24 protein-coding genes are annotated in these 24973 nt (G+C 64.9%); 17 read left to right on the top strand and 7 right to left on the bottom strand.

What is annotated here, in order from left to right; all coding sequences use genetic code 11:
• Positions 1–95 precede the first annotated feature (95 nt).
• Positions 96–656 carry a TetR/AcrR family transcriptional regulator gene (locus J7548_RS06335; RefSeq protein WP_290971928.1) on the bottom strand — a complete coding sequence of 187 codons (561 nt, stop codon included), beginning with the start codon at positions 654–656 and terminating at the stop codon, positions 96–98.
• 213 nt (positions 657–869) lie between these two features.
• Between J7548_RS06335 and J7548_RS06330 the strand changes: the two genes are divergently transcribed.
• Complete coding sequence (locus tag J7548_RS06330) at positions 870–1499, top strand: glutathione S-transferase (RefSeq protein ID WP_290971926.1); 630 nt, start codon at positions 870–872, stop codon at positions 1497–1499.
• A gap of 23 nt (positions 1500–1522) precedes the next feature.
• On the top strand, positions 1523–2503 hold the full coding sequence (locus tag J7548_RS06325) for a pyridoxamine 5'-phosphate oxidase family protein (protein ID WP_290971924.1): 981 nt from the start codon (positions 1523–1525) through the stop codon (positions 2501–2503).
• Positions 2504–2692: 189 nt separating this feature from the next.
• On the opposite strand, the gene J7548_RS06320 is transcribed toward J7548_RS06325, so the two are convergent.
• A complete protein-coding gene (locus tag J7548_RS06320; RefSeq protein ID WP_290971921.1) occupies positions 2693–3343 on the bottom strand; it encodes a 3-oxoacid CoA-transferase subunit B in 651 nt (216 codons plus the stop codon).
• Positions 3344–3353: 10 nt separating this feature from the next.
• Entirely contained in the window at positions 3354–4055 is a 702-nt protein-coding gene (locus J7548_RS06315) for a CoA transferase subunit A (RefSeq protein ID WP_290971918.1), read from the bottom strand.
• A gap of 185 nt (positions 4056–4240) precedes the next feature.
• Here J7548_RS06315 and J7548_RS06310 point away from each other — a divergent pair, with 185 nt between their 5' ends.
• Positions 4241–4801 (top strand): PAS and helix-turn-helix domain-containing protein, encoded by a 561-nt coding sequence (locus J7548_RS06310; protein WP_290971915.1) that lies wholly within the window; start codon positions 4241–4243, stop codon positions 4799–4801.
• A gap of 12 nt (positions 4802–4813) precedes the next feature.
• On the opposite strand, the gene J7548_RS06305 is transcribed toward J7548_RS06310, so the two are convergent.
• Entirely contained in the window at positions 4814–5713 is a 900-nt protein-coding gene (locus J7548_RS06305; protein ID WP_290971911.1) for a LysR family transcriptional regulator, read from the bottom strand.
• A 119-nt stretch (positions 5714–5832) separates the two neighbouring features.
• On the opposite strand from J7548_RS06305, the gene J7548_RS06300 reads away from it, so the two are divergent.
• The 3 genes from J7548_RS06300 to J7548_RS06290 are packed head-to-tail and all read left to right on the top strand — an operon-like array spanning position 5833 to position 8111.
• Positions 5833–6726 (top strand): MBL fold metallo-hydrolase, encoded by an 894-nt coding sequence (locus J7548_RS06300; RefSeq protein ID WP_290971908.1) that lies wholly within the window; start codon positions 5833–5835, stop codon positions 6724–6726.
• Between the two features lie 57 nt (positions 6727–6783).
• Entirely contained in the window at positions 6784–7395 is a 612-nt protein-coding gene (locus J7548_RS06295; protein WP_290971905.1) for an NAD(P)-dependent oxidoreductase, read from the top strand.
• Between the two features lie 2 nt (positions 7396–7397).
• Positions 7398–8111 carry a DsbA family protein gene (locus J7548_RS06290; protein ID WP_290971902.1) on the top strand — a complete coding sequence of 238 codons (714 nt, stop codon included), beginning with the start codon at positions 7398–7400 and terminating at the stop codon, positions 8109–8111.
• Positions 8112–8164: 53 nt separating this feature from the next.
• Here the strand turns inward: J7548_RS06290 and J7548_RS06285 are convergent, their stop codons facing one another.
• Both J7548_RS06285 and J7548_RS06280 read right to left on the bottom strand, forming a co-directional pair.
• Positions 8165–8809 (bottom strand): HAD family phosphatase, encoded by a 645-nt coding sequence (locus J7548_RS06285; protein ID WP_290971899.1) that lies wholly within the window; start codon positions 8807–8809, stop codon positions 8165–8167.
• 84 nt (positions 8810–8893) lie between these two features.
• A complete protein-coding gene (locus tag J7548_RS06280; protein WP_290971896.1) occupies positions 8894–10312 on the bottom strand; it encodes a PLP-dependent aminotransferase family protein in 1419 nt (472 codons plus the stop codon).
• A gap of 334 nt (positions 10313–10646) precedes the next feature.
• On the opposite strand from J7548_RS06280, the gene J7548_RS06275 reads away from it, so the two are divergent.
• The 11 genes from J7548_RS06275 (at position 10647) to J7548_RS06225 (ending at position 24271) form a co-directional block, all read left to right on the top strand.
• Positions 10647–11969, top strand: a complete 1323-nt coding sequence (locus J7548_RS06275; protein ID WP_290971893.1) for an aspartate aminotransferase family protein — start codon at positions 10647–10649, stop codon at positions 11967–11969.
• 27 nt (positions 11970–11996) lie between these two features.
• The gene (locus J7548_RS06270; protein ID WP_290971892.1) at positions 11997–13490 is read left to right on the top strand and encodes a CoA-acylating methylmalonate-semialdehyde dehydrogenase; all 1494 of its coding nucleotides are present in this window, start codon (positions 11997–11999) and stop codon (positions 13488–13490) included.
• Between the two features lie 500 nt (positions 13491–13990).
• Complete coding sequence (locus J7548_RS06265; protein ID WP_290973295.1) at positions 13991–15181, top strand: ABC transporter substrate-binding protein; 1191 nt, start codon at positions 13991–13993, stop codon at positions 15179–15181.
• Between the two features lie 167 nt (positions 15182–15348).
• Entirely contained in the window at positions 15349–16215 is an 867-nt protein-coding gene (locus J7548_RS06260; protein WP_290971889.1) for a branched-chain amino acid ABC transporter permease, read from the top strand.
• Between the two features lie 10 nt (positions 16216–16225).
• Complete coding sequence (locus J7548_RS06255; protein WP_290971886.1) at positions 16226–17221, top strand: branched-chain amino acid ABC transporter permease; 996 nt, start codon at positions 16226–16228, stop codon at positions 17219–17221.
• Entirely contained in the window at positions 17218–17985 is a 768-nt protein-coding gene (locus J7548_RS06250; RefSeq protein WP_290971883.1) for an ABC transporter ATP-binding protein, read from the top strand. The genes J7548_RS06255 and J7548_RS06250 overlap by 4 nt, the downstream gene beginning before the upstream one ends.
• Positions 17982–18686, top strand: coding sequence for an ABC transporter ATP-binding protein (locus tag J7548_RS06245; protein WP_290971880.1), 705 nt, complete (start codon positions 17982–17984; stop codon positions 18684–18686). Before J7548_RS06250 ends, J7548_RS06245 begins: the two co-directional genes overlap by 4 nt.
• 134 nt (positions 18687–18820) lie before the next feature.
• Positions 18821–20080, top strand: coding sequence for a Zn-dependent hydrolase (locus J7548_RS06240; RefSeq protein WP_290971877.1), 1260 nt, complete (start codon positions 18821–18823; stop codon positions 20078–20080).
• Between the two features lie 8 nt (positions 20081–20088).
• A complete protein-coding gene (locus J7548_RS06235) occupies positions 20089–21591 on the top strand; it encodes a M81 family metallopeptidase (RefSeq protein ID WP_290971874.1) in 1503 nt (500 codons plus the stop codon).
• Between the two features lie 7 nt (positions 21592–21598).
• A complete protein-coding gene (locus J7548_RS06230; protein WP_290971872.1) occupies positions 21599–22513 on the top strand; it encodes a DMT family transporter in 915 nt (304 codons plus the stop codon).
• A gap of 192 nt (positions 22514–22705) precedes the next feature.
• Entirely contained in the window at positions 22706–24271 is a 1566-nt protein-coding gene (locus J7548_RS06225; RefSeq protein ID WP_290971869.1) for a methyl-accepting chemotaxis protein, read from the top strand.
• Positions 24272–24367: 96 nt separating this feature from the next.
• Here the strand turns inward: J7548_RS06225 and J7548_RS06220 are convergent, their stop codons facing one another.
• The gene (locus J7548_RS06220) at positions 24368–24895 is read right to left on the bottom strand and encodes a TlpA disulfide reductase family protein (protein WP_290971866.1); all 528 of its coding nucleotides are present in this window, start codon (positions 24893–24895) and stop codon (positions 24368–24370) included.
• Positions 24896–24973 lie beyond the last annotated feature (78 nt).

The following is a 24973-nucleotide window of genomic DNA, read 5'->3' as shown; positions in this document are numbered from 1 at the left end:
TTTCCCCGCAACGAGGTGTTGCAACGGGGTCAAGCAATGAAAAAGGGCCGCCACCATACGGTGCGGCCCTCGGCGGATCCGGCAGGTCGGCGCGCTTACGGCGCCAGCAACATCTCGGGAATGCCCCGCACCACGCGCGCGAAGACGGCGGTGCTGCCCTGGGCGCGCGACACCACCAGCGCACCATGCATCATCACCAGGCCGTCTTCGGCGCGGCGCACGGCTTCGGCGGGGGCGAAGCCGGCCTCTTCCAGCACGGCGGCGACCAGCTTGATGGTATTGCCGATGTTCTGCCTGAACTGCTGCTGGAAATAGCCGGCCGCCTCGCCGATGGTAAACAGGTCGGTCAGGCAGGGCAGCGCGCCCTTGTCGTAGTAGTCGCTCATGGCGGCGAAGTAGCGCTTGAGGCGCTTCTCGGGGGCGGCGTCGGAGGTGAGCAGCGGCAACACCTTCTCGCGCATCCACTGGCCGACCACTTCCATCGCGGCGCGCCCCATGTCGACCTTGCCATTGGGGAAATAGTGGTACAGGCTGGACTTGCCAAGGCCGGTCGCGGCCGAGAGGCTGGACAAGCTGGCGCCTTCGTAGCCGGAACGGCGGAATTCGGAAAGCAGGATCTGCGCGACTTCCTCGCGCGACAGGCTGGGTGCGGGCATGGCGGTTTCTGTCTGGGCTGGAGGCCCCGGACATGACCGGAGCCTGAAATCTGAAGCGATTATAAGACCGCTTCGCCGTTGCGGCGGCGCCGCATCCCTTGCCGCTCAACAAAAATATTTCGCAGACCAGGTTGACAGGGCCATTATCGCACCTTATTGTACCGATCGTTCGGTTCAGATTTGTCATCCCCCCACAACTACCAGGAGAACATCATGCCGGCACGACAACCCATCCGCCTCTACGGCTTCCCGCTATCCGGCCACGCGCACCGCGTGCGCCTGCTGCTGTCCATGCTGGAGCTGCCGCACGAAGTAATCGACGTCGACCTGCCGCACGGCCAACACAAGCAGCCTGAGTTCCTCGCGCTCAACCCGCGCGGCCAGATACCGGTGATCGTCGACGGCAATGTCACCCTGTACGAATCCACCGCGATCCTGGTCTACCTCGCCCGGCGCTATGGCAGCGAGCAATGGCTGCCGTCCGATCCGCTGGGCGCGGCGCGGGTGCAGCAATTCCTGTCGCTGGCTTCAGGCGATATCTTCGAGGGCCCCAACCGCGTGCGCCTGGCCAAGCTGTTCAAGCGCGACCTCGACTACGCGCTGGCGCACCAGAAGACCCTGGCCCTGCTGGCGTTTCTCGACCGTCATCTCGACAATCGCGAATTCCTCGCCGCCGGCCATGTGACCATCGCCGACCTGGCTTGCCACACCTATGTCGCCCACGTGCCGGAAGGCGGCGTGGACCTGGCGCCCTATCCCAATGTGCGCGCCTGGATCGCACGCGTCGAACAGTTGCCGGGATTCATTCCGATGCAGGCTTCGCCGCACGCCATCGCCGCCTGATCGCCACCGGAAAGGAGCCTGCCATGTCAACCGCACCGATACCTGTTCACCCGGCCTTCCATCGCGGTGAACTGCTGGCCCAGCAGCGCGCCGGCATGCAAGAGAAGATGGCAACGGTCGGCCCGCGCGTGATCCGCGATTTCATGCCCGACCAGCATCGCGAGTTCTTCGAACAACTGCCGTTCATGGTGGTAGGTTCGACGGATGCCGAAGGCCGTCCCTGGGCTTCGGTCATCAGCGGTGCGCCGGGCTTCGTGCGCTCGCCCGATGAGCGCACGCTGCAGGTGCGTGGCCCGCATATCGCGCAAGGCGATCCGCTACGCGACAACCTGCGCGCAGGCGCCAAGCTGGGCCTGCTCGGCATCGAACCGCACACGCGCCGGCGCAACCGCGCCAACGGCGTGGTGCGCGCGCTGTCGGAGGCTGGCCTGGAGATCGCCATCGAGCAAAGCTTCGGCAACTGCCCCAAGTACATCCAGGCGCGCCGGCCTGAGCTGCTGGATGCTGATGCCACGCCCGCATCCTCCATCACCGATGCCGCCGCGCTCACGCCCGAGATGGCCGGGATGATCAATCGCGCCGATACCTTCTTCATCGCCACAGCGCTCGCCAGCGACGATGAAGAAGCGCAGGGCGGCAGCCATCGCCACGGTACGGACGTCTCGCATCGCGGCGGCAAACCCGGCTTCGTCCGGATCGACGGCGACAGCGTGCTGACCGTGCCGGACTTCATCGGCAACTCATTCTTCAACACCATCGGCAACCTGCTGGTGCAGCCGCGCGCCGGCTTGCTGTTCGCCGATTTCGACAACGGCGCGCTGCTCTACCTTGCGATGCGCGGCGGGGTGATCTGGGAGGGGCCGGAGGTGGAAGCCTTCGCAGGCGCGCAGCGGCTGCTGCGGTTTTCGGTGGAATCGGCGCGGCTGGTACGGCATGCGCTGCCGTTGCGCTGGGAGCAGCCGGAGTTGTCGCCGTTCCTGGCGGCGACCGGCGCGTGGAATTGAATTCCCGTCGCCCTGACGAAAGTCAGGGCCCAGCGTCGTTCAGCGGCCATCGATATGCGACGGAAGACACTGGATCCCGGCCTTCGCCGGGATGACGGGTTGCAAGCGTGAGGATTAACTGAACGCAAAAAAACAAGGGCGCTGGAAATCCAGCGCCCTTGCCTTGACCATCACATCAGGTCAAAACGATCAGACCGCGCTCACATCCAGCGGCGCTTCGGTCTTCTCGATCACTTCTTCCTTGGTCACGCCGGCGGCCAGCTCGATCAGCTTCAGGCCGTTCGGGGTGACGTCGATCACGCCGAGGTCGGTGATGATACGGTTGACCACGCCCACGCCGGTCAGCGGCAGGTTGCACTCCTTGAGAATCTTCTTCGAGGTGGAACCGTCCTTGGCCTTGGCCACGTGTTCCATCAGCACCACCACGCGGCCGACGCCGGCTACCAGGTCCATCGCGCCGCCCATGCCCTTGACCATCTTGCCGGGGATCATCCAGTTGGCCAGGTCGCCCTTGCCGGAAACCTGCATCGCGCCCAGGATGGCGATGTTGATCTTGCCGCCGCGGATCATGCCGAACGAGTCCGCCGAGCTGAAGAAGGACGAGCCGGGGATGGTGGTCACGGTCTGCTTGCCCGCGTTGATCAGGTCGGGATCGACCTTGTCCTCGGTCGGGAACGGGCCGATGCCGAGCAGGCCGTTTTCCGACTGCAGCCACACTTCGATGTTGGCCGGCACGTGGTTCGCCACCAGGGTCGGCAGGCCGATGCCGAGGTTGACGTAGAAGCCGTCCTGCAATTCCTTCGCTGCGCGCGCAGCCATTTCATCTCTGGTCCAAGCCATTGCTGTCTCCTTATTTCGCCGCGCTGACGGTACGTTGTTCGATGCGCTTTTCCGGCGTGGCGTTGACCACGATGCGGTGCACGAAGATGCCGGCGGTGTGGATCTGGTCCGGATCGAGCTGGCCGACCTCGACCAGTTCTTCCACCTCGACCACGGTGATCTTGCCGGCCATGGCGACGTTGGGGTTGAAGTTGCGCGCGGTCTTGTTGAACACCAGGTTGCCGGCCTTGTCGGCCTTTTGCGCCTTGACCAGCGAGACGTCGGCCACCAGCGAGCGTTCCATGACGTACTTGGCGCCGTCGAATTCGCGGATTTCCTTGCCTTCGGCCACCAGCGTGCCCACACCGGTCTTGGTGAAGAACGCCGGGATGCCGGCGCCGCCGGCGCGCAGCTTCTCGGCCAGCGTTCCTTGCGGGGTGAATTCCAGCTCCAGTTCGCCGGCCAGGTACTGGCGCTCGAACTCCTTGTTCTCGCCGACGTAGGAAGCGATCATCTTCTTGATCTGGCGGGTGGTCAGCAACTGGCCCAGGCCGAAACCGTCGACGCCGGCGTTGTTGGAGATGGCAGTCAGGTTCTGCACGCCCGAATCACGCAGGGCGGCGATCAACGCCTCGGGGATGCCACACAGGCCAAAGCCGCCGACCGCGATGGTCTGGCCGTCCTTGACGATGTCTTTCAACGCGGTGGCCGCGTCTGGATACACTTTGTTCACGAGTCTCCTTTCGGCTCTTATGATGCGAGCATGAATGCCACATAAAGCGGCCATTTAAAAGCGCCAATCATCATAGGTCAGCGAAATAGGCCATACAATACGGTAAAAATACCTGGCGCAATGCAGCATACACGGGCCGCAGCGCCAGGTTCAAGGGAACCCCAGGATATATCCGCAGCACACTCATGAGCACCCCACCGGTCATCGATTTCGAACAGGTATTCATGCATGCCCCGATCGGCATGTGCGTTTCGCATAACCGCGTCATCCAGCAGGGCAACCTGGCGATGGCGGCGATGTTCGGCTATGCGGTCGAGGAACTGCGCCAGATGTCGTTCCAGGAAATCTACCCGACCGCCGACGAGTTCGAGCGCACCGGCCTGCGGCTGGTGCCGATCCTCAATGAAAAGGGCTTCTATTCGGACGAGCGCATCATGAAGCGCGCCAGCGACGAAATGTTCTGGTGCCACGTCACCGGCCATTCGCTGGTGCAGGGAGATCCGCACGCGGCCGGCATCTGGACCTTCGAGGATGTCAGCGCCAAGCGCCCGATCGCCCCCGGCCTGACGCCGCGCGAGCGCGAGATCGCGGCGCTGCTGGTGGAAGGTAAGACCAGCAAGCTGATCGCGCGCCAGGTGGAACTGAGCCCACGCACGGTGGAGATGCACCGGGCCCGGCTGATGCGCAAGTTCGCCGCGTCCACCTCTTCCGAACTGGTCCACAAGTTGCTCAGCATTACGCCCTGAGCCGGGCGCAATTCAAAACGGCTGCCCGCCGAAACGTTCCGCCAGGAAATCCAGCATCGTGCGCAAGGTCGCCGGCATGTGCTTGCGCGAGGCATACACCGCGTACATGCCGAGCTGGGTCGGCTCGTACTCCGGCAGCAATTGCACCAGTTGCCCGGAAGCCACCAGCGGCGCCGCCGAATAGGCTGGCATATGGCCGATGCCCACGCCGGCCAGCACCGCCTGCAGCAGTACCGTCACCTCATTGGCGCTGATGCTGCCGCCCACCGCCACCGAGGCCGGCTTGGTGCCCTTGCCGCGGCCTTCGAACTGCCACAGGCTGCGGCCGACGTAGGAATGCGTCAGGCAATTGTGCAAGGCCAGGTCTTCCACCTTCTGCGGCGTGCCGTGGCGCGCCAGGTAATCCGGCGAGGCGCACACCACCGAGCGGCATACGCTGAGCTTGCGGGCGATCAGGCTGGGATCGAGCCGGGTGGTCATGCGGATGGCCAGGTCGATGCGCTCCTCCACCAGGTTCACCGTGCGGTCCAGCGCCACCAGGTCGACCGCGACTTCCGGATAGCGCCGGCCGTACTCCACCACCGCCTGCACCAACTGGCTCTGCGCGAACGACGTGCTGGACGTGATGCGCAGCAAGCCGCGCGGGGTTTCGCCGGGGGCGTCGACGGCGTGGCGCATGTCGTCGGAAAACTCCAGCATCTGCCGGCAGCGCGGCAGGATCTCGTTGCCGGCCGGGGTCAGCGACAGCCGGCGCGTGGTCCGGTGCAGCAGGCGCGCGCCCACCCACTCCTCCAGCTCGGCCACATAGCGCGACACCACCGGGCGCGACAAGTCGAGCTGCTGCGCCGCCGCCGACAGGCTGCCGCCGTCCACCACCGCCACGAATACTTGCATCGCCGTCAATCTGTCCATCGCATCGCCGCCTGTTCATCTGAACGTTTTTAGAAACAAACTATGATCGATTATGCTGTTTTTCAAAAACAAAAGCGACTCTATGATGAGCACTCCTTCCACCGATACGGAGCCTCTCCATGAACTTCCCCACCCGCCTGCTGCGCCTCTCTCTGACGCTGGCGCTGGCCGCCACCGGCTTCACCGCCGCCGGCGCGCAAGCCGCCGACGCGCTCAAGCTGGACGTCTACAACCCCGGCAAGCAAGCCATCTTCCCGGTCTCGTCCGTGCTGGTCACCGGCCAGCGCGAAGCGATCCTGGTCGATGCCCAGTTCGGCAAGCGCGAAGCGCAGCAAGTGGTGGAAAAGATCCGCGCCAGCGGCAAGAAGCTGACCACCATCTACATCAGCCACGGCGACCCGGACTACTACTTCGGCCTGGACACCATCCACGCCGCCTATCCGGACGCGAAGATCGTCGCCACTCCGCAGACCGTGGCGCACATCCGCGAAACCGTTCAAGGCAAGCTGGCCTACTGGGGCCCCAAGCTGGGCGACAACGCGCCGGCCGCGACCATCGTGCCCGAAGCGCTGAAGGGCCGCAACCTGACGCTGGAAGGCCGCAAGCTGGAAATCACCGGCCTCGATGGCCCGCAACCGGAACGCAGCTTCGTGTGGATTCCGTCGCTCAAGGCGGTGGTCGGCGGCGTGGTGGTGGACGGCAAGCTGCATGTCTGGATCGCCGATACGCAAAGCCTGAAGTCGCGCAAGGATTGGCTGGGCACGCTGAACCGCATCGAGAAGCTGAAACCGAAAGTCGTGGTGCCGGGCCACTTCTCGGAAGGCGCGCCGCTGGACATCGAATCGGTACGCTTCACCCGCAACTACCTGAAGGCCTTCGATGAGGAAGCCGCCAAGGCCGCCGACGCCGCCGCGCTGGTTACCGCCATGCAGCAGCGCTATCCGGAACTGGGCGACAGCGCTTCGCTGGAACTCTCCGCCAAGGTCATCAAGGGCGAGATGAAGTGGCCCTGAGCCGACTCCTGCCCGTCCACTACACTTACTACATCCACTGAGTTGAAAGGAAACACCATGAACATCGCCATCATCGGCGCCACCGGCAACGTCGGCAGCCGCATCCTCGAAGAAGCCCTGCGCCGCGGCCACAGCGTCATCGCCATCGCCCGCGACGCCTCTAAGATCGCGGCACGCGCCAACGTCACCGCTCGCAGCGCCGACGTCCACGATACCGCCGCGCTGGCGGCCGCCCTCCAGGGCGCCGACGCCGTGGTTTCCAGCGGCCGTTTCGCCAACTTCAAGGCGGCCGATCTGCTGCCTGCGGTGAAGCAAGCCGGCGTCAAGCGCCTGGCCGTGGTGGGCGGCGCCGGCAGCCTGGAAATCGCACCGGGCAAGGCGCTGATCGACACCCCGGAATTCCCCGCCGAATACAAGCCGGAAGCCTCGGCCGGCCGCGACTTCCTGAACGACCTGCGCAATGAAAAGGATATCGCGTGGACTTTCCTGTCGCCGTCCGCGCTGTTCGTGCCGGGCGAGCGCACCGGCAAGTTCCGCCTGGGCCAGAACCAGTTGCTGGTCGCCGCCGACGGCAAGAGCTCGATCTCCTACGAGGATTTCGCCATCGCCCTGCTGGATGAACTGGAACAGCCGAAGCACGTGCGCGCGCGTTTCACGGTAGGCTACTGAGCATGAACGCGACAACCCAAGCCCTCCACTACATCTACGATCCGCTGTGCGGCTGGTGCTACGGCGCCGCGCCGCTGGTGGCGGCGGCGCGCAAGGTGCTGCCGGTACAGGCGCACGGCGGCGGCATGATGGCCGGCCCAAGCCGGCGCCAGGTCGATGCCGGATTGCGCAACTACGTGATGCCGCACGACCGCCGCATCGCGCAGATGACCGGACAAACCTTCGGCGACAACTACTTCAACGGGCTGCTGACCGATACCAGCGCGGTATTCGACTCGGCGCCGCCGATCGCCGCGGTGCTGGCCATGCAGGCGCTCAAGGGCAACGATGCCGGACTGGACATGCTGGCCGTGATCCAGCTCGCGCATTATCGGGACGGCCTGCGCATCTCCGACGAAAGCACGCTGGTCGCACTGGCGCAGAAGCTGGGCGCCGATGCGGACGCCTTTACGCAGGCCTTGCACAAGATCGAAGAAGAGGAACTGGCCCGGCACATCGAAGCCAGCCGCGAGCTGCTGAACTACGTCGGCGGCCGTGGCTTCCCCACCTTCGTGCTGCAGCGGGGCGATACGCTGGAAGTGCTGGATGTGGGAATGTGGCTGGGACGGCCTGAAGAGTGGGCGCAGTTCCTGCAGCAGGAAACCCGCGGCGATACGGCCGGCAATGCCGGCTCTCCAATCGCGCAATGCGATATCGACGGCGGCAATTGCAACTGACCTGCCGCCACTAATCCGTCATCCCGGCGCGGGCCGGGATGACGGTGCGCCTTTTATAACGGCAATCCCAGCAACTTCAACTGCGCACGCGTCTCGCCCGCATCCACATGATGGATGCCGCGCCATCCCAAGGCCTGCGCCGCCTCGACGTTCTTCTTCACATCGTCGATGAACACCAACTCCCTCGGTTTCAGATCCACCAGATGGCGGCCATAGCGCGCCAGCGCAATCTCGTAGATGCGCGCATCGGGCTTGATGCATTTCTCTTCGCCCGACACCACGATGTCCTGGAACACACTGAGGAAATCGTAGTTGTCGCGCGCGAACGGAAAGGTCTCGGCCGACCAGTTGGTCAGGCCGAACAGCGGCACCTGCTTCGCGTGCAAGTCCTTCAGCAGCGCCACGCCCTCATCCAGCTGGCCGCGCAGCATTTCCTTCCAGCGGTCGTAGAAGACGCGGATCAGGCTCTCGTATTGCGGATGCTGCCGCACCAGCAGCGCGGTGCCATCGGCCAGCGAGCGGCCGCCATCCTGCTGGATATTCCATTCGGGCGAACAGATGTGGGTCAGGAAATGCAGGCGCTCGGCGTCGTCGGCGATCAGGTGTCGGTAGACGTGCAGCGGGCTCCAGTCGAACAGCACGCCGCCGAAATCGAACACGACGGCGCGGATGCCTGAAGTCGGGGTGGAAATGCTCATGCGTGGCGTTCCTCGCGAATAGGGAACAACCATTCTACTGGCCAGCCAAAACGCCTGCGTGAAGAAGTGTAAGCAACTCCCCCGCTACAGCGCGCGGAAGAAATCGAACAACTCCGGCGCATCCGCATAGCCCACATTGAAACGGAAGCTCGGCACCTGCGGCGGCGCCAGGTGGAAGAAGTCGCCCGGCGCCAGCCAGATGCCCTTTTGCCGCGCGCGGTCGGCGATCTCGCGCGCCGACAGGCCGCTGCCTTCCAGCGTGGCCCAGGTGAACATGCCGCCGCGCGCCGCGGTGAAGGGCGTGAGGCCGGCGTCGGCCAGCTTGGCGTTGAGCGTGGACTGCGCATTGAGCAGCGTGGCGTTGAGCGTCTGCACGTGGCGCCGGTGGTGGCCTTCGGTCAGCACGTTGTGGACCAGGCGCTCGTTGATCTCGGAATTGGTCAGCGTCAGCACCATCTTGGTATGCACGATCTGGCGCGCCAGTTCGCGCTGGCACGCGACGTAGCCCACGCGCAGCGATGGCGCGATGGTCTTGGAATAGCTGCCCACGTAGATCACCCGCTGCAAGCCGTCCAGCGCGGCCAGCATCGGATCGGTGGCCTGGCCCAGCTCGCGGAAGATGTCGTCCTCCACCACCCAGAAGCCATGCCGTTCAGCCGCCTGCAGCACACGCATGGCGCAGGCCGGCGTGTAGGAAGTGCCGGTCGGGTTTTGCAGCACGCTGGTGGTGAAGAACATCTTGGGCTGGTGGGCGCGCGCCAGCGTTTCCAGCATGTCGGTGTCGACGCCGCCGGGCGTGCGCGGCACGCCGATCACATTCAGCCCGGCCAGGCGCAGCATCGCGATCAGGTTGCAGTAGCCGGGATCGTCGATCATCACCGTGTCGCCGGGCTGGGTCATGGTGCGGATCACCAGGTCCAGCGCCTGGGTCGCGCCGTGGGTGGTCAGCACCTGGTCGATGGCGACGTCGAGCGACCAGTGGCCGAGGAATTGCGCGATCAGCTGGCGCAGCGGCGCATAGCCGAAAGGATGGCCGTAACCGACCTGCTGCGCGCCGGGTGAACGAATGATGCGGCGCTCGGCCTGGTGCAAACCTTCGTCGTTGAGCCACTTACCCGGCAGCCAGCCGCAGCCGGCCTTGATCGGCACCCGCTCGTCGGCGAACATTTCCGACAGCAGCCAGGCCGAGTCGATCACCGGCTCGTGCGGTGTGAACACCGCGCGCGCCCCTGCCAGCCCGGCGCGCGCGGCGACGAAGAAGCCGGCTCCGCGCCGCGCCAGCAGCATGCCGCGCGCCACCAATTGCTCATAGGCCTCGACCACGGTAGAGGCGCCGATGCCGTGGCTCTCGGCCAGTTGCCGCACCGACGGCAGGCGCTCGCCCGAACGCAGCTCGCCGCGCTCGATCAGCAGCGCCAACCCGTCGGCCACCTGCTCCACCAGCCGGGCGGCGGTATTCCTTTGCAAATCCAGTTGCAGCGGCGCGCGCTGAAGCTTGGCCATGGACATCCTCTCGGCGTATTGCCAGGCGACCTCATTGGCCGCCGGCTTGAAGTGTTCGATCTTTTTTAAAAGTGTATTGTTTCCGTCCAGCACACATCAGCGTACTGCGGGCACTTCGCCATATCGCCTCATGCTCCGGAAAATCGCCACTGCACGGCATTTTCCAACGGTAAAGCGAAGCGAGCTGCCGCACCGTGCTCCCGCCGAATCAATCAATACAGTTTATTGAAATAAACAATACAGTTTCAGATCAAATTTGAAAGTGTAGCTAACAATACTGCGAGTGTCTGGCAATAATCAAGTCGTTCCCAACTTCGCTCAAATGGTGCGTTCCATGTCCCATACCGAACAAAAAGCCGGCCTCTCCGCCTACTGGATGCCATTTACCGCCAACCGCAATTTCAAGGCCAGCCCGCGCATGCTGGTCTCGGCCGAAGGCATGCATTACCGCGACGACGCCGGCAATGCCATCCTCGACGGCACCGCCGGCCTGTGGTGCGTGCCGCTGGGCCACGCCCATCCCAAGATCGTGTCGGCCGTGCAGAAGTCGGTGGCCACCCTCGACTACGCGCCGTCCTTCCAGCTCGGCCACCCGAGCGCCTTCGAACTGGCCGAGCGCCTCAAGGCCTACACCGGCAACCGTTTCGCCAACGTGTTCTACACCGGCTCCGGTTCGGAAGCGGTGGATACCGCGCTGAAGATCGCGCTGGCCTACCACCGCGCCAAGGGCAACGCCACCCGCACCCGCCTGATCGGCCGCGAGCGCGGCTACCACGGCGTCGGCTTCGGCGGCATGTCGGTGGGCGGCATCGGCGGCAACCGCAAGACCTTCAGCAGCGCGCTGATCGCGGGCGTGGACCACCTGCCGCACACCCACAACCTGGAAAAGAACGCCTTCACCAAGGGCGAGCCGGAATACGGCGCACACCTGGCCGACGAGCTGGAGCGCCTGGTCGCGCTGCATGACGCCTCCAACATCGCCGCCGTGATCGTCGAGCCGGTAGCCGGCTCAACCGGCGTGCTGGTGCCGCCCAAGGGCTATCTGAAGCGCCTGCGCGAGCTGTGCACCAAGCACGGCATCCTGCTGATCTTCGACGAAGTGATCACCGGCTTCGGCCGCCTGGGCACGCCGTTCGCCTCCGACTATTTCGACGTCGAACCGGACATCTTCACTACCGCCAAGGGTCTGACCAACGGCGTGGTGCCGATGGGCGCGGTGTTCGTCAAACAAGAGATCCACGACGCCTTCATGAACGGCCCGGACGGCATCGAGCTGTTCCACGGCTACACCTATTCGGGCCATCCGCTGGCCTGCGCCGCCGGCCTGGCTTCGCTGGACGTGTTCCAGCAGGAAGGCGTGCTGGAGCATGCGCAATCGGTGTCGGACTACTTCCAGGATGCGGCGCACGCGCTGCGCGGCCTGCCGCACGTGATCGACGTGCGCACCATCGGCCTGATCGCCGGCATCGAGCTGGCATCGATTCCGGGCAAGGTTGGCGCACGCGCCTACGACGCCTTCGTGCGCGCCTTCAACGACGGCATCCTGATCCGCGTGACCGGCGACATCATCGCGCTGTCGCCGCCGCTGATCATCAACAAGCAGCAAATCGACGAACTGTTCGGCAAGCTGGCCGCGATCCTCAAGACGCTGGCCTGATCACAAATAACGGAGCAACGGGCAACAATGGAAAAGATCACCCACTACATCGGCGGCAAGCGCGTCGATACCACCAGCGGCCGCTACGCCGATGTCTTCAATCCGGCGCAAGGCGTGCCGGTGGCGCAGGTCGCGCTGGGCACGGCCGATGAGGTCGACGCCGCGGTCAAGGCCGGCGCCGCCGCCTTCGGCGCCTGGTCCAACACCCCGCCGCTGACCCGCGCGCGCGTGCTGTTCCGCTTCCTGCACCTGATCCAGCAGCGCGCCGACGACTTCGCGCGCATCATCGTGCGCGAGCACGGCAAGACCTTCTCCGATGCCCAGGGCGAAGTCGCGCGCGGCATCGAGATCGTCGAGTTCGCGGCCGGCATCCCGCAGATGTTGAAGGGCGAATACACCGACCAGATCGCGCGCGGCATCGACGCCTGGTCGATGCGCCAGCCGCTGGGCGTGGTGGCCGGCATCACGCCGTTCAACTTCCCGGCGATGGTGCCGATGTGGATGTTCCCGATCGCCATCGCCTGCGGCAACAGCTTCGTGCTCAAGCCTTCCGAACGCGACCCGTCGGCCGCGCTGCTGATCGCCGAACTGCTGCAGGAAGCCGGCTTGCCCGACGGCGTTTTCAACGTCGTGCAGGGCGACAAGACCACCGTCGACGCGCTGCTCGACCACCCTCAGGTCAAGGCCATCAGCTTCGTCGGCTCGACCCCGATCGCCGAGTACATCTACGCGCGCGGCTCCGCCAAGGGCAAGCGCGTGCAGGCGCTGGGCGGCGCCAAGAACCACATGGTGGTGATGCCCGACGCCGACATGCAACTGGCGGTCGACGCGCTCATGGGCGCGGCCTTCGGCTCGGCCGGCGAGCGCTGCATGGCGATCTCGGTCGCGGTGGCGGTCGGCGCGGCCGGCGACAAGCTGGTGGAAGCGCTGGCCGAACGCGCGCGCAGCCTGAAGATCAACGAAGGCATGGCCGCCGGCGCCGAGATGGGTCCGGTGGTGACCGCGGCGGCCAAGGAACGCATCGAGGGCCTGATCGGCCGCGGCGTGGAAGAAGGCGCCAAGCTGGTGGTCGACGGCCGCGGCTACAAGGTGCCCGGTTTCGACAAGGGCTTCTTCGTCGGCGGCACCCTGTTCGACCACGTCACGCCGGACATGACGATCTACAAGGAAGAAATCTTCGGCCCGGTGCTGTGCGTGCTGCGCGCGCCCGACATCGCCAGCGCGGTGGAGCTGATCAATGCCCACGAATACGGCAACGGCGTGGCGGTGTACACGCGCGACGGCGGCGTGGCGCGCGAGTTCGTGCGCCAGATCGAAGTCGGCATGGTCGGCGTGAACGTGCCGCTGCCGGTGCCGATGGCCTTCTCCAGCTTCGGCGGCTGGAAGCGCAGCCTGTTCGGCGACCACCACATGTACGGGCCGGAGGGCGTGCGTTTCTATACGCGTGCCAAGGCGGTGATGCAACGCTGGCCAAACACCGCAAGCGCCGGAGCGGAGTTCGCGTTCCCGCAGATGAAGTAAGGCAGAGAAAATAAAAACGGCATGAATCCTTCATGCCGTTTTTTGTTTTTCCACACCGCGGGAACTGCCGGTTGTTGGTGCAAGAAAGCAGCGGCGGCGGCACAAAATGCACTGCAATGTCGGTGAAAAATATTAAGCGCACAAAGGGAGGGAAAAGACGACAATCGCAATGGAGATGAACATCTCCGGAAAACAAGAAAATCCGCATGGCCACCGCATGAACATACATCGGGGCATGGACACCGGATCGCAACATCGAATGAGAGACACGCATTTCACGGCCAGGAGGAGCCCGCCATGATCGTTCGCATCATGTCATGCCCGTTCGACCTTTCTTATCCGCGTTTTCCAGACGGAGGAATGCGCTCGCCCGGCCCTTGCGCGGCGTCTCGTTTCATTCGAATTTTCAGTCTTGCTGGGCATGGAATTTGCGTTAGGAATCGTTGAAGTTTCGTGGATGTCACCTGTGAATTTTTTATCCTGAGGGAGATGTGAATATGATCAACCGTCGCGATTTTCTGAAACTGTCCGCGCTTGCCGCGCCGGGCGCGCTGGCCTTCAACGACGTGTTCGCGCAAGCCGATGCGATTTCCTTCGGCTGTCCGGTGCCGATGTCAGGCCCCTTCGCCGCCAACGGCAAGTTCGCCGACATGGGCATGAAGCTGGTGCTGCAAAAATACGGCAAGGTGCTGGGCAAGAACACCAGCTACGTGACGCTCGACACCGAAGGCAAGCCGGCCACCGCCGTGCGCAAGATGCAGGAGACCATCGAGAAGGGCACGCGCTTCTTCGCCGGCGGCATCCTCTCCGGCGAGGCCCTGGCCATGGGCAAGGAAGCCGACAAGGCCGGCGGCATCTTCATCACCACCGCCGGCGCCGACGAGATCACCGGCAGCGATTGCAACCGTTCCACCTTCCGCTGGTCGGTGCCGACCTTCGGCGCCATCGAACAAACCGTGCGCCCGCTGCTGGAAAAGATGCCCAAGGCCAAGCGCTGGTACACCATCACTCCGCAATACGTGTTCGGCGAAGGCCTGTTGACCGCGGCCAAGAACATCTTCAAGGAAAAAGGCATCGAGCATGTCGGCAACAGCTACCACTCGCTGACCGAGAAGGAATTCTCCGGCTACCTGACCAACGCCATGGCGGCCAAGCCGGACGTGCTGCTGCTGCTGAACTTCGGCTCCCAGTCTTCCGACACGCTGCGCCAGGCGGTCAGCTTCGGCATGAAGAACAACTGTACGATCCTGCTGGCCTGGGCCTCGGGGCTGGAGCAATTCGAGACGCTGGGCGCCGACATCTGCGACGGCGTCTACTTCGGCGCGCAATACTGGCACGCGATCGATTCGCCGTTCAACAAGGAGTTCGTCAAGCTGGTCAACGACAACCTGAAGATCGATCCGAACTACAGCCTGGCCGGTTCCTACATCTGTACCAAGATCATGCTCGACGCCATCATCAAGGCCAACAGCACCGATCCGAAGGCGGTCATCGCGGCGATGGAAGGCATGAAGTACGAAGGCCTGACCGGCACCGAGGAAATCCGCAAGGGCGACCACCAGGTGATCAAGAACTACTACCTGCTCAAGGGCAAGGCGAAGTCGAAGATGGCGAACAAGAACGACTATGCGGATATCGTGTCTTCCGGCAAGTCATTCCTGCCGTTGGAAAAGACGCAGTGCAAGCTGTAATGCGTTCTAGCTGGAGCGGCTACTCAACCGTTCGGACTGAGTAGCCGCTCCAGCGGCGTATCGAAGACGCGACTGCGTGCGAAACATGGCGGTGAGTCTTCGATACGACCCTTCGGGCCTACTCAGTCCGAACGGTCATTGTGTATTACTGAGTGTCACGGGGTTCCATGAATATCTACCTGCTGCAGATCGCCAACGGCATAGGCATCGGCATGCTCTACTTCCTGCTGGCGGTGGGCCTGTCCATCGTGTTCGGCCTGTTGCGCTTCGTCAATTTCTCGCACGGCGCGTTCTTCCTGCTGGGCGCCTACCTGTGCTTCCAGATCGCCGACATGGGCATCGGCTTCTGGTGGTCGCTGCTGGTCGCGCCGCTGGTAGTGGGCCTGTTCGCCTGGGTAGTGGAGCGCTTCGTGCTGCGCCACGTGTATGCGCTGCCGCACCACTTCCACATCCTGTTCACGGTCGGCCTGGCGCTGGTGCTGCAGGAGGCGGTGATCTCGTACTGGGGCCCGCTGGGCAACAACGTCTCGCCGCCCGACCTGCTGCAAGGCGTGGTGATGGCCGGCGGCTTCGTCTATCCCAAGTACCGGCTGTTCGTGATCGCCTTCACCGCGGTCATGGCGGTGATCCTGTGGTGGGTGCTGGAAGGCACGCGCCTGGGTTCCATCGTGCGCGCCGGCAGCGAATCGACCGAGATGGTGTCGCTGCTGGGCCTGAACATCAACCGCATCTTCAGCCTGGTGTTCGCGCTGGGCGCGGCCACCGCCGGGCTGGCCGGCGCGCTGGCCGCGCCCATTCGCGGCGCCGATCCGTTCATGGGCGTGGAGGCGCTGGGCATCGCCTTCGTGGTGGTGGTGGTCGGCGGCCTGGGCAGTTTCTGGGGCGCGCTGATCGGCGGCATCCTGGTCGGCATCGTGCAAAGCGTGATGAGCACGGTGTGGTCCGAAGGCGCGCACCTGATGATCTACGTCGCCATGGCGGCGGTCATGCTGCTGCGGCCCAACGGCCTGCTCGGCCGGCCCGGCGCGGCGTGAGGAGGAACACATGAAACATATCGCGCATTTCCGCTATACCCTGCTGGCCGCCGCGGTCGCGCTGCTGCTGCCGCTGGCGCTGACCTCCGGCACGCTGGCCACCGAAGTGCTGGTGTTCGCGCTGGCCGCGCTGGGCTGCAACCTGCTGTTGGGCTATACCGGGCTGATGTCGTTCGGCCAGGGCATCTTCTTCGGCGTGGGCAGCTATACCGCCGGCGTGGTGCTGCTGCACCTGAAGGCGCCGCTGCTGCCCGCGCTGGCCATGGCCGCGTTGGGCGGCGCCATCGCCGCGCTGCTGGTGGGCTGGTTCTCGATCCGCCAGCGCGGCACCTACTTCGTGATGCTGACGCTGGCCTTCGCCCAGATGTTCTACTTCCTCGCCTACACGATGAAGGACGTCACCGGCGGCGACAACGGCCTGCTCGACATCCCGCGCCCGCCGCTGTCCGTGTTCGGCCAGACGCTGCTGCCGACCGCTACCTCGTGGCAGTACTACACGGTGGTGGCGGTCCTGTTCGTGCTGGTGTTCTGGCTGCTGCAGCGGGTGGTCGATTCGGTGCTGGGCCGCACCCTGCTGGCGGTGCGCGACAACGAGGCGCGCGCCTCGGCGGTGGGCTACGACATCCGCCTGCTCAAGCTGGCCGCCTTCGTGATCTCAGGCGCGGTGACCGGCCTGGCCGGCGGCCTGCACGCGATGATGACCGGCGTGGCGCCGCTGTCCAACATCGAGTACCACACCAGCGAAGCCATCCTGATCATGACCGTCATCGGCGGCACCGGCAACCTGTTCGCTTCTGTACTGGGCGCCTCGTTCTACGTGCTGGCCGGCAACTGGCTTTCCACCTTGTGGCCGCGCTGGCTGATGCTGCTGGGCCTGCTGCTGATCGCGGTCAGCCTGTACATGCAGAAGGGCCTGTTTGGCCTGGCCATGAAACTGGTCGATGCGGTGCGCCCGGCCAAACCCGAGGGCGCCGTCAAAGCCACCGCCAAGGAGAAGCATTCATGAGCGCCCCCATCCTGCAAGCGGTGAACGTCACCAAGCGCTACGGCAAGTTCACCGCGGTCAACGGCATCACGCTGGACATCATGCCCGGCACCGTGCATTCGGTGATCGGACCCAACGGCGCCGGCAAGACCACGCTGTTCCACACGCTGACCGGCACCACCCCGATCACCGAAGGTAGCATCCGCGTGGAAGGCGAGGAAGTGGCGCACCTGCCCGGCTACAAGCGCGTCAAGAAAGGCCTGGCGCGCTCGTTCCAGGTGACCAGCCTGTTCCCCAACCTGAGCGTATGGGAAAACCTGCGCCTGGCCGCGCAGGGCCGCAACCCGCTGGCCGCGCTCAATCCATGGAAACGCGCCGAGCAGATGCACGCCGCCTGCGAACTGGCCGACCAGCTGGTGGCGCGCCTGTCGCTGCAGGGCGTGGCGCAGCGCGTGGCCGCGGAACTGTCGCACGGCCAGCAGCGCCGGCTGGAAGTGGGCATGGCCATGGCCGGCCGGCCCAAGGTGATCTTCCTCGACGAGCCGACCTCGGGCATGGGCATCGACGACATCGCCGACATGAAACACCTGATCCATTCATTGCGCGACGACTACACGGTGGTGCTGATCGAGCACAACATGGATATCGTGATGGACATTTCCGACCGCATCACCGTGATGCAGTTGGGGCAGATCCTGGCGCAAGGCAAACCAGACGAGATCCGCAACGACGAGCGCGTGCGCCGCGCCTATCTCGGCAGCATGATTACCGGAGGCAAGGCATGATCCTGCAAGTGGAAGACGTACATGGCTACTACGGCAAGAGCCACATCCTGCAAGGCGTGTCGCTGCAAGTGGACGCCGGCGAGGTGGTCACGCTGCTGGGCCGCAACGGCGCCGGCAAGACCACCACGTTGAAGAGCATCGTCGGCGTGGTGCCGCCGGCGCAGGGACGCGTGCTGTTCGAGGGCCAGCAGGTCAGCGGCCTGCCGGCCTACAAGATCGCCGCGCGCGGGGTGTGCCTGGTGCCGGAGCATCGCGGCATCTTCAAGCTGCTCACCGTAGAGGAAAACCTCAAGATGGCGGCGCGCAAGGAATCGGCCTGGGGCCTGGAAGACGTGTACAAGATCTTCCCGCGCCTGAAGGAACGCCGCAAGAACGGCGGCGGCCAGCTCTCCGGCGGCGAGCAGCAGATGCTGGCGATCGCGCGCGCATTGATGACCCATCCCAAGGTGCTGATGCTGGACGAGCCGGTGGAAGGCCTGGCGCCGGTGATCGTCGATGAGATCGTGGCGCAGATCAAGCTGATCAAGGCCACCGGGATGTCCATCATCCTGGTCGAGCAGAACCTGGAAGTGTGCACGCAACTGGCCGACCGCCACTACATTGTGGAACAGGGCCGCATCGCCTACAGCGGCAGCAATGCCGAGTTCCTGGCCGACGATGGCGTGAAGGACCGCTACCTGGGCGTGAACCTGGCGGCATGACGACGATGCGCCTTCGATACGCTGCTGCGCAGCTACTCAGGTCGAACGGTAGTGGGATGTTTGACTACCGTTCGGCCTGAGTAGGCCGCAGGCCGTATCGAAGGTGCACCGCACTAGACAACAAGGAAAGCATCATGGACATGAAAATCCAAACAAACACCCTGCGCATCGACGGCAAGCGCCTGTGGAATTCGCTGATGGAACTGGGACAGATCGGCGCCACCGCCAAAGGCGGCGTATGCCGGCTGGCGCTGACCGACCTCGACAAACAGGGCCGCGACCTGGTCTCCTCGTGGGCCAGGGCCGAAGGCATGAGCGTGGTGGTGGACCAGATAGGCAACATCTTCATGCGCCGCCCCGGCCGCAACAACGACCTGCCGCCGGTGATGACCGGCTCGCACATCGATACGCAGCCGACCGGAGGCAAGTTCGACGGCAACTATGGCGTGCTGTCCGGCATCGAGGTGGTGCGTACCCTGAACCGGCACAATATCCGGACCGAGGCGCCGATCGAGGTGGCGGTGTGGACCAACGAGGAAGGCTCGCGCTTCGTGCCGGTGATGATGGGTTCGGGCGTGTTCTGCGGCGCCTTCACGCTGGAGCATGCGTACAACGCCACCGACACCGACGGCAAGAAGGTGAAGGACGAGCTGGCGCGCATCGGCTACATCGGCGAGCAGAAATGCGGCGACCATCCCATCGGCGCCTACTACGAGGCGCACATCGAGCAGGGGCCGGTGCTGGAAAACGCCGACACCGTGATCGGCGTGGTGCCGGCGGTGCTGGGGCTGTCGTGGTACGACTGCACGGTGACCGGTTTCGAATCGCACGCCGGCCCGACGCCGATGGCCATCCGCAAGGATGCGCTGCAGGTCTCGACTTACATCATGCAGGAGACGGTGGCCATCGCCAACCGCTATCCGCCCTACGGGCGCGGCACGGTCGGTTCGGTGCAGGTGATGCCCAACAGCCGCAACGTGATCCCGGGCCAGGTGAAGTTCTCGATCGACCTGCGCAACGTCAGCGACGAACTGCTCGACAGGATGCACCAGGACATGCTGGCCTTCATCGAGGAAACGCGCCAGCGCACCGGCCTGAAGATCGAGCTGGAGCGCGTGTCCTATTACCCGCCCTGCCCCTTCCATCCGGACTGCGTAGGCAATGTGCGCGCGGCCGCCGGCGCGCTCGGCTACAAGACCATGGACGTGGTCTCCGGCGCCGGCCATGACGCCATCTACACCGCGCGCCTGGCGCCGTCGGGAATGATCTTCGTGCCGTGCAAGGACGGCGTATCGCACAACGAGATCGAAGACGCCAAGCCGGAACACCTGGAAGCCGGCTGCAACGTGCTGCTGCAGGCCATGCTGGCCAGCGCCGGCGTAGTCAACGACTAAGGATGTCCATGAAACCGAAGATCGCAAAGATCGTGATTGCCCGCATGAATCACGAGACCAATACCTTCTCGCCGATTCCCACGCCGCTCGATGCCTTCGCCCCGCAATGGGACGCAGCCGCCTACCGCGACCAGAAAGGCGCGCGCACCGCGATGGGCGCCTTCCTCGACATCGCCGAAAGGCTCGGCGCCGAGATCGTCACGCCGCTGGCGGCCTGGGCCAATCCCAGCGCCGCGGTGGCGGCCGATGCCTACACCGTGATGTGCGACGGCATCGTGCGCGCCATCGAACAGGGCTGCGACGCCATCATGCTCGACCTGCACGGCGCCATGGTGGCCGAGAATGCCGACGATGGCGAAGGCGCCCTGCTCGAACGCATCCGCCGCGTCGCGCCCGATACGCCGATGGCGGTGGCGCTGGACCTGCACGGCAACGTCACGCAGAAGATGGTGGACCACGCCGACATCATCGTCAGTTTCAAGACCTATCCGCATATCGACATGTACGAGACCGGCGAACATGCCGGCCGTTTGCTGGTCGACCTGCTGCATGGAAAATCCAAACCCCTGCTCGCCTGGCGCCAGTTGCCGCTGCTGTCGGCCACGCTGACCAGCAACACCTCGGCCTCGGCCATGCAGCGCGCGGTGGAAGCCGCGAAGGCGGCGGAAAGGCAGGATGGCGTGCTGGCGGTATCGGTGCTGGCGGGCTTCCCGCTGTCCGACTTCCGCGATGCCGGCATGTCGGTGGTGGTGGTCACCGAGAACGACAACATCCTGGCCGATGCCGTGGCCGAGAAGATCGCGCGCCAGATGTGGACCGAGCGCGACGACTTCGTCTACGACAGCCTGCCGCTGAAGCAGTCGCTGGCGCAGGCCAGAGAGCGCAGCCAAGGTGGCGGCAGCGGCCCGGTGCTGTTGCTGGACCATAGCGACAACGTGATGTCGGGCGGCACCTGCAACACCATGGATGTGCTGGAAGCGGCGCTGGAGGCGGGGCTGGACGGCATCGCGGTCGGCCCTATCAGCGACCCGGAAGCGGTGGCGCAGATGGTCGAAGCGGGACTGGGCGCCACCGTCACGCTGGCCGTGGGCAACAAGGTGCCGCTGACCCAACAGGGAATCACCAAGGTGCCGCCGGTGCTGACCGGCAAGGTGGCGGCGATCACCGACGGCAAGTTCACCGTGACCGGGCCGATCTATACCGGCTCGACGATACAGATGGGACGCAGCGTGCTGCTCGACATCGGGCGCGCCCGTATCGTGGTGACCGAGGAGCGCGTCGAACCCTACGACCTGGGCGTGTTCACCAGCCTCGGGCTGGATCCGGCGGCGCAATCCTTCCTGATCCTGAAGTCGCGCATGTACTGCCGCCCGGTATTCGTGCCGATCAGCCGCGGCCTGGTGGAATGCGATTCGGACAGCGGCGGGCCGACCAGCGCCAACCTCAGGCTGTTCCCGATCAAGAAGGTGCGCCGTCCGATCTATCCGCTGGATGCGGATATGGTTTGGTAACCGGGCCATGAACGGCGCCGCGCCGGCCGGCCAGCACGGCCAGTCCAAAGCCATGCTGGTGCTGCTGGGCATCTTGTGGGGCCTGAACTGGCCAGCGGTGAAGGTGGCCTTGTCGGGCGTCTCGCCCTGGGCGTTGCGCAGCATTGGCCTGAGCGCGGCGACCTGCGCCGTGTTCGCGCTGGGCCTGCTGCGGGGACGCCAACTGGCGATCCGCTCGGGACGCGAACGCATGCATATCGCAGTAGCCGGGCTGCTCAACGTGGCCGTGTTCAACATCGTCCTGACCTTCGCCCAGCTCGGCGCGGCCACTTCGCGCGTGGCCATCATCACCTATTCGATGCCGCTCTGGTCGGTGCTGTTCGCCCGCATCGCGCTGGGCGAACGGCTGGACCGGCTGCGCGCCTGCGGTTTGCTGCTGGGAGCCGGCGGGCTGGCCGTCCTGCTGTGGCCGCTGCTGGGCAAGGGCATGCCGCAAGGCGTGCTGCTGGCGCTGGCGGCTGCGCTCACCTGGGCCGCCGGCACCGTCTACACCAAGTGGGCGCGACTGCGCTCCGAACCGCTGGCGGTAGCCGCATGGCAATTACTGATCGGCGCGCTGGTGGCGCTGACCGGCCTGCTCAGCTTCGAAGGCTGGCCGCACTGGCACGGCTTGGCGCCGCAAGTGCTGGCGGCGCTGGGGTATCACATCCTGTTCGGCATGGCGCTGGGCTACCTCCTCTGGTTCAACATCGTGGCGCGCATGCCGGCCGGCGTGGCCTCGCTGGGCACGCTGCTGGTGCCGGTGGTCGGCATCTGCGGCGCCGTCGTCCTGCTGGGGGAACGCCCGGACGCCTCCGACCTGTGGGGATTCGCGCTGATCTTCTGCGCCGCGCTGTGCGTGCTGCTGCCCGGCGGAGTGGCGGCGCGCCGGCACGCGCATTGAGACGCTTCCCGCTCCCGCTACCCGGCGCCATCCTCCTGTGTTGCCGCATTGCGCCACAACGATTATTGCGCTCGCAAATACGCCTCCCTGTGTTACGCTAAACCGACATGCGGTAGTTACGCTGCCCGCGCCATAATCGACCGGCCCGCACCAAACGACAAGAACAAGGGCCGCAACACGAGGGAGACAGGGATGAAAAATCTCAAGATAGGCGTACGCCTGGCCATCGGCTTCATTTCATTGCTGATGCTCATGGCGGTGATGGTGGGGATCGCGGTCTGGCGCCTGGAAAACATCGGCGACGCCACCGAAGACATGGTCAGCGTCGCCCTGCAGAAAGAGCGCGATGCCGAGCAATGGCATGCGGCGATCAAGACCAACGGCGTGCGCACCTTCGCGGTGATGAAGAGCGACGACGCCGCCTTCCAAAAATTCTTCCAGGGCCAGATCGATGCCGAATCGGCCAACATCAGCAAACTGCAGAAGCGCGTCGAGTCGGCCATCGCCAGCGCCGACGAGAAACGCCTGTTCGATGAAGTCGGCAAGCTGCGCGCCGGCTACCGCGACATGCGCCAGCGCATCTTCGACATGAAGGCCGCGGGCGACGCCGAGCAGGCGCGCACCCTGACCGACGGCGAACTGGTCAGGATGATGGATGCCTACGCCAACGGCGTGCTGCGGTATTCGGACTTCCAGAAGCAGCTGATCGACAAGGCCGCCGCCGACATCAACGGCAACTACCGTTCCGGCCGCAACCTGCTGCTGGTACTGGGGCTGATCGAACTGGCGCTGGGCGCGGCACTGGCCTGGCTGCTCACGCAAAGCATCACGCGGCCGCTGAACCAGGCGCTCAACATCGCCCAGACCGTGGCGGCCGGCGACCTGACCTCCCACATCGCCAGCGACACCAACGACGAGACCGGCAAACTGCTGGCGGCGCTGCGCACCATGAACAACAACCTGCTCGACATCGTCGGCCGCGTGCGCGTGGGCACCGAGACCATCAACACCGCCTCGCGCGAGATCGCCAGCGGCAACATGGACCTGTCGGCGCGCACCGAACAGCAGGCAGGTTCGCTGGAGGAAACCGCTTCAGCCATGGAAGAGCTGACCTCCACCGTCAAGCAGAACGCCGACAACGCGCGCCAGGCCAACCAGCTGGCCACCTCGGCCTCGGAAGTGGCGCAACAGGGCGGCGACGTGGTGGGCCGCGTGGTGGCGACCATGGGGTCGATCCATGCCTCTTCGCAGAAGATCGCGGACATCATCGGCGTGATCGACGGCATCGCTTTCCAGACCAACATCCTGGCCTTGAATGCCGCGGTGGAGGCGGCGCGCGCCGGGGAACAGGGTCGCGGCTTCGCCGTCGTCGCCTCGGAGGTGCGCACACTGGCGCAACGCGCGGCCTCGGCGGCCAAGGAAATCAAGCAGTTGATCGACGATTCGGTGCAGCAGGTGGATGATGGCAGCAGGCTGGTCGAACAGGCCGGCGCCACCATGAGCGAAGTGGTCGCCAGCGTGGCGCGCGTGACCGACATCGTGCGCGAGATCACCGCGGCCAGCCAGGAGCAAAGCGACGGCATCGAACAGGTCAACCTGGCCATCACCCATATCGACCAGGCCACGCAGCAGAACGCCGCGCTGGTGGAAGAAGCGGCGGCCGCGGCCAAGGCCATGCAGGACCAGGCTACGGCGCTGTCGGAGGCGGTCAGCGTGTTCCGGCTGGAAAACGGTACGCCGGCCGTCGCGGCGCGTTGACGGCGCTTGCCATGGGATGCGGCGCGGCTCCCTGCCGCCCTAACAAAAACGCCGGCGATTGCCGGCGTTTTCTTTCAGGGTCGGAACAACCCGGGTTCAGGCCTTGGCCAGTTCCTTCTCCAGCAATTGGTGCAGCTCGGCGAACTGCGGCTCGCCGACATAGCGCTTGATGATGTTGCCGTCCTTGCCGATGACGAAGGTGGTCGGGGTCAGCTTGACGTCGCCGAAGGCCTGGGCCAGCTTGTCCTGCGTATCCAGCGCCACCTGGAAAGGCAGCTTGCGGGTCTCGGTGTAGTTCAGCACATAGTTCGGCGGATCGTAGCTCATGGCCACGGCAACGAAGTCCAGGCCGCGCTCCTTGTACTTGTTGTAGGTCTCGATCATCTTCGGCATCTCGCCCACGCAGGTGGTGCAACTGGTGGCCCAGAAGTTGACCATCACCACCTTGCCGCGCAGGTCCTTCAACGCGACCTGCTGGCCATCGAGCCGGGTAAAGGTGACGTCGGGCGCCGCGTTGCCGGCGCTCATCTTGAAATAGGCGAAGGCGGCAATGGCCACGACCACGGCCAGGCCGGCGATCTTGATCCAAAGGCTGCTGCGTGATGATGTGGCGGGTGCTGACATGGGCTTGCTCCAATGGCGGGCTGCTCCCCGGCGTCCGTTATCCGGACGTCAATGTCGCGACGGCAACATGGGGCCGGC

Source organism: Herbaspirillum sp. (assembly GCF_017744395.1).
Classification (GTDB): Bacteria; Pseudomonadota; Gammaproteobacteria; order Burkholderiales; family Burkholderiaceae_D; genus Herbaspirillum.
Note: the sequence above shows the minus strand (reverse complement) of the source record. Positions and strands in the feature narration are given on the sequence as shown.

Excerpts from the sequence above, each read along its gene's own strand:
- J7548_RS06335 (WP_290971928.1), bottom strand. The coding sequence starts at position 656 with ATGCCCGCACCCAGCCTGTCGCGCGAGGAAGTCGCGCAGATCCTGCTT.
- J7548_RS06330 (WP_290971926.1), top strand. The coding sequence starts at position 870 with ATGCCGGCACGACAACCCATCCGCCTCTACGGCTTCCCGCTATCCGGC.
- J7548_RS06325 (WP_290971924.1), top strand. The coding sequence starts at position 1,523 with ATGTCAACCGCACCGATACCTGTTCACCCGGCCTTCCATCGCGGTGAA.
- J7548_RS06320 (WP_290971921.1), bottom strand. The coding sequence starts at position 3,343 with ATGGCTTGGACCAGAGATGAAATGGCTGCGCGCGCAGCGAAGGAATTG.
- J7548_RS06310 (WP_290971915.1), top strand. The coding sequence starts at position 4,241 with ATGAGCACCCCACCGGTCATCGATTTCGAACAGGTATTCATGCATGCC.
- J7548_RS06305 (WP_290971911.1), bottom strand. The coding sequence starts at position 5,713 with ATGGACAGATTGACGGCGATGCAAGTATTCGTGGCGGTGGTGGACGGC.
- J7548_RS06300 (WP_290971908.1), top strand. The coding sequence starts at position 5,833 with ATGAACTTCCCCACCCGCCTGCTGCGCCTCTCTCTGACGCTGGCGCTG.
- J7548_RS06295 (WP_290971905.1), top strand. The coding sequence starts at position 6,784 with ATGAACATCGCCATCATCGGCGCCACCGGCAACGTCGGCAGCCGCATC.
- J7548_RS06290 (WP_290971902.1), top strand. The coding sequence starts at position 7,398 with ATGAACGCGACAACCCAAGCCCTCCACTACATCTACGATCCGCTGTGC.
- J7548_RS06285 (WP_290971899.1), bottom strand. The coding sequence starts at position 8,809 with ATGAGCATTTCCACCCCGACTTCAGGCATCCGCGCCGTCGTGTTCGAT.
- J7548_RS06280 (WP_290971896.1), bottom strand. The coding sequence starts at position 10,312 with ATGGCCAAGCTTCAGCGCGCGCCGCTGCAACTGGATTTGCAAAGGAAT.
- J7548_RS06275 (WP_290971893.1), top strand. The coding sequence starts at position 10,647 with ATGTCCCATACCGAACAAAAAGCCGGCCTCTCCGCCTACTGGATGCCA.
- J7548_RS06270 (WP_290971892.1), top strand. The coding sequence starts at position 11,997 with ATGGAAAAGATCACCCACTACATCGGCGGCAAGCGCGTCGATACCACC.
- J7548_RS06260 (WP_290971889.1), top strand. The coding sequence starts at position 15,349 with ATGAATATCTACCTGCTGCAGATCGCCAACGGCATAGGCATCGGCATG.
- J7548_RS06255 (WP_290971886.1), top strand. The coding sequence starts at position 16,226 with ATGAAACATATCGCGCATTTCCGCTATACCCTGCTGGCCGCCGCGGTC.
- J7548_RS06250 (WP_290971883.1), top strand. The coding sequence starts at position 17,218 with ATGAGCGCCCCCATCCTGCAAGCGGTGAACGTCACCAAGCGCTACGGC.
- J7548_RS06245 (WP_290971880.1), top strand. The coding sequence starts at position 17,982 with ATGATCCTGCAAGTGGAAGACGTACATGGCTACTACGGCAAGAGCCAC.
- J7548_RS06240 (WP_290971877.1), top strand. The coding sequence starts at position 18,821 with ATGGACATGAAAATCCAAACAAACACCCTGCGCATCGACGGCAAGCGC.
- J7548_RS06235 (WP_290971874.1), top strand. The coding sequence starts at position 20,089 with ATGAAACCGAAGATCGCAAAGATCGTGATTGCCCGCATGAATCACGAG.
- J7548_RS06230 (WP_290971872.1), top strand. The coding sequence starts at position 21,599 with ATGAACGGCGCCGCGCCGGCCGGCCAGCACGGCCAGTCCAAAGCCATG.
- J7548_RS06225 (WP_290971869.1), top strand. The coding sequence starts at position 22,706 with ATGAAAAATCTCAAGATAGGCGTACGCCTGGCCATCGGCTTCATTTCA.
- J7548_RS06220 (WP_290971866.1), bottom strand. The coding sequence starts at position 24,895 with ATGTCAGCACCCGCCACATCATCACGCAGCAGCCTTTGGATCAAGATC.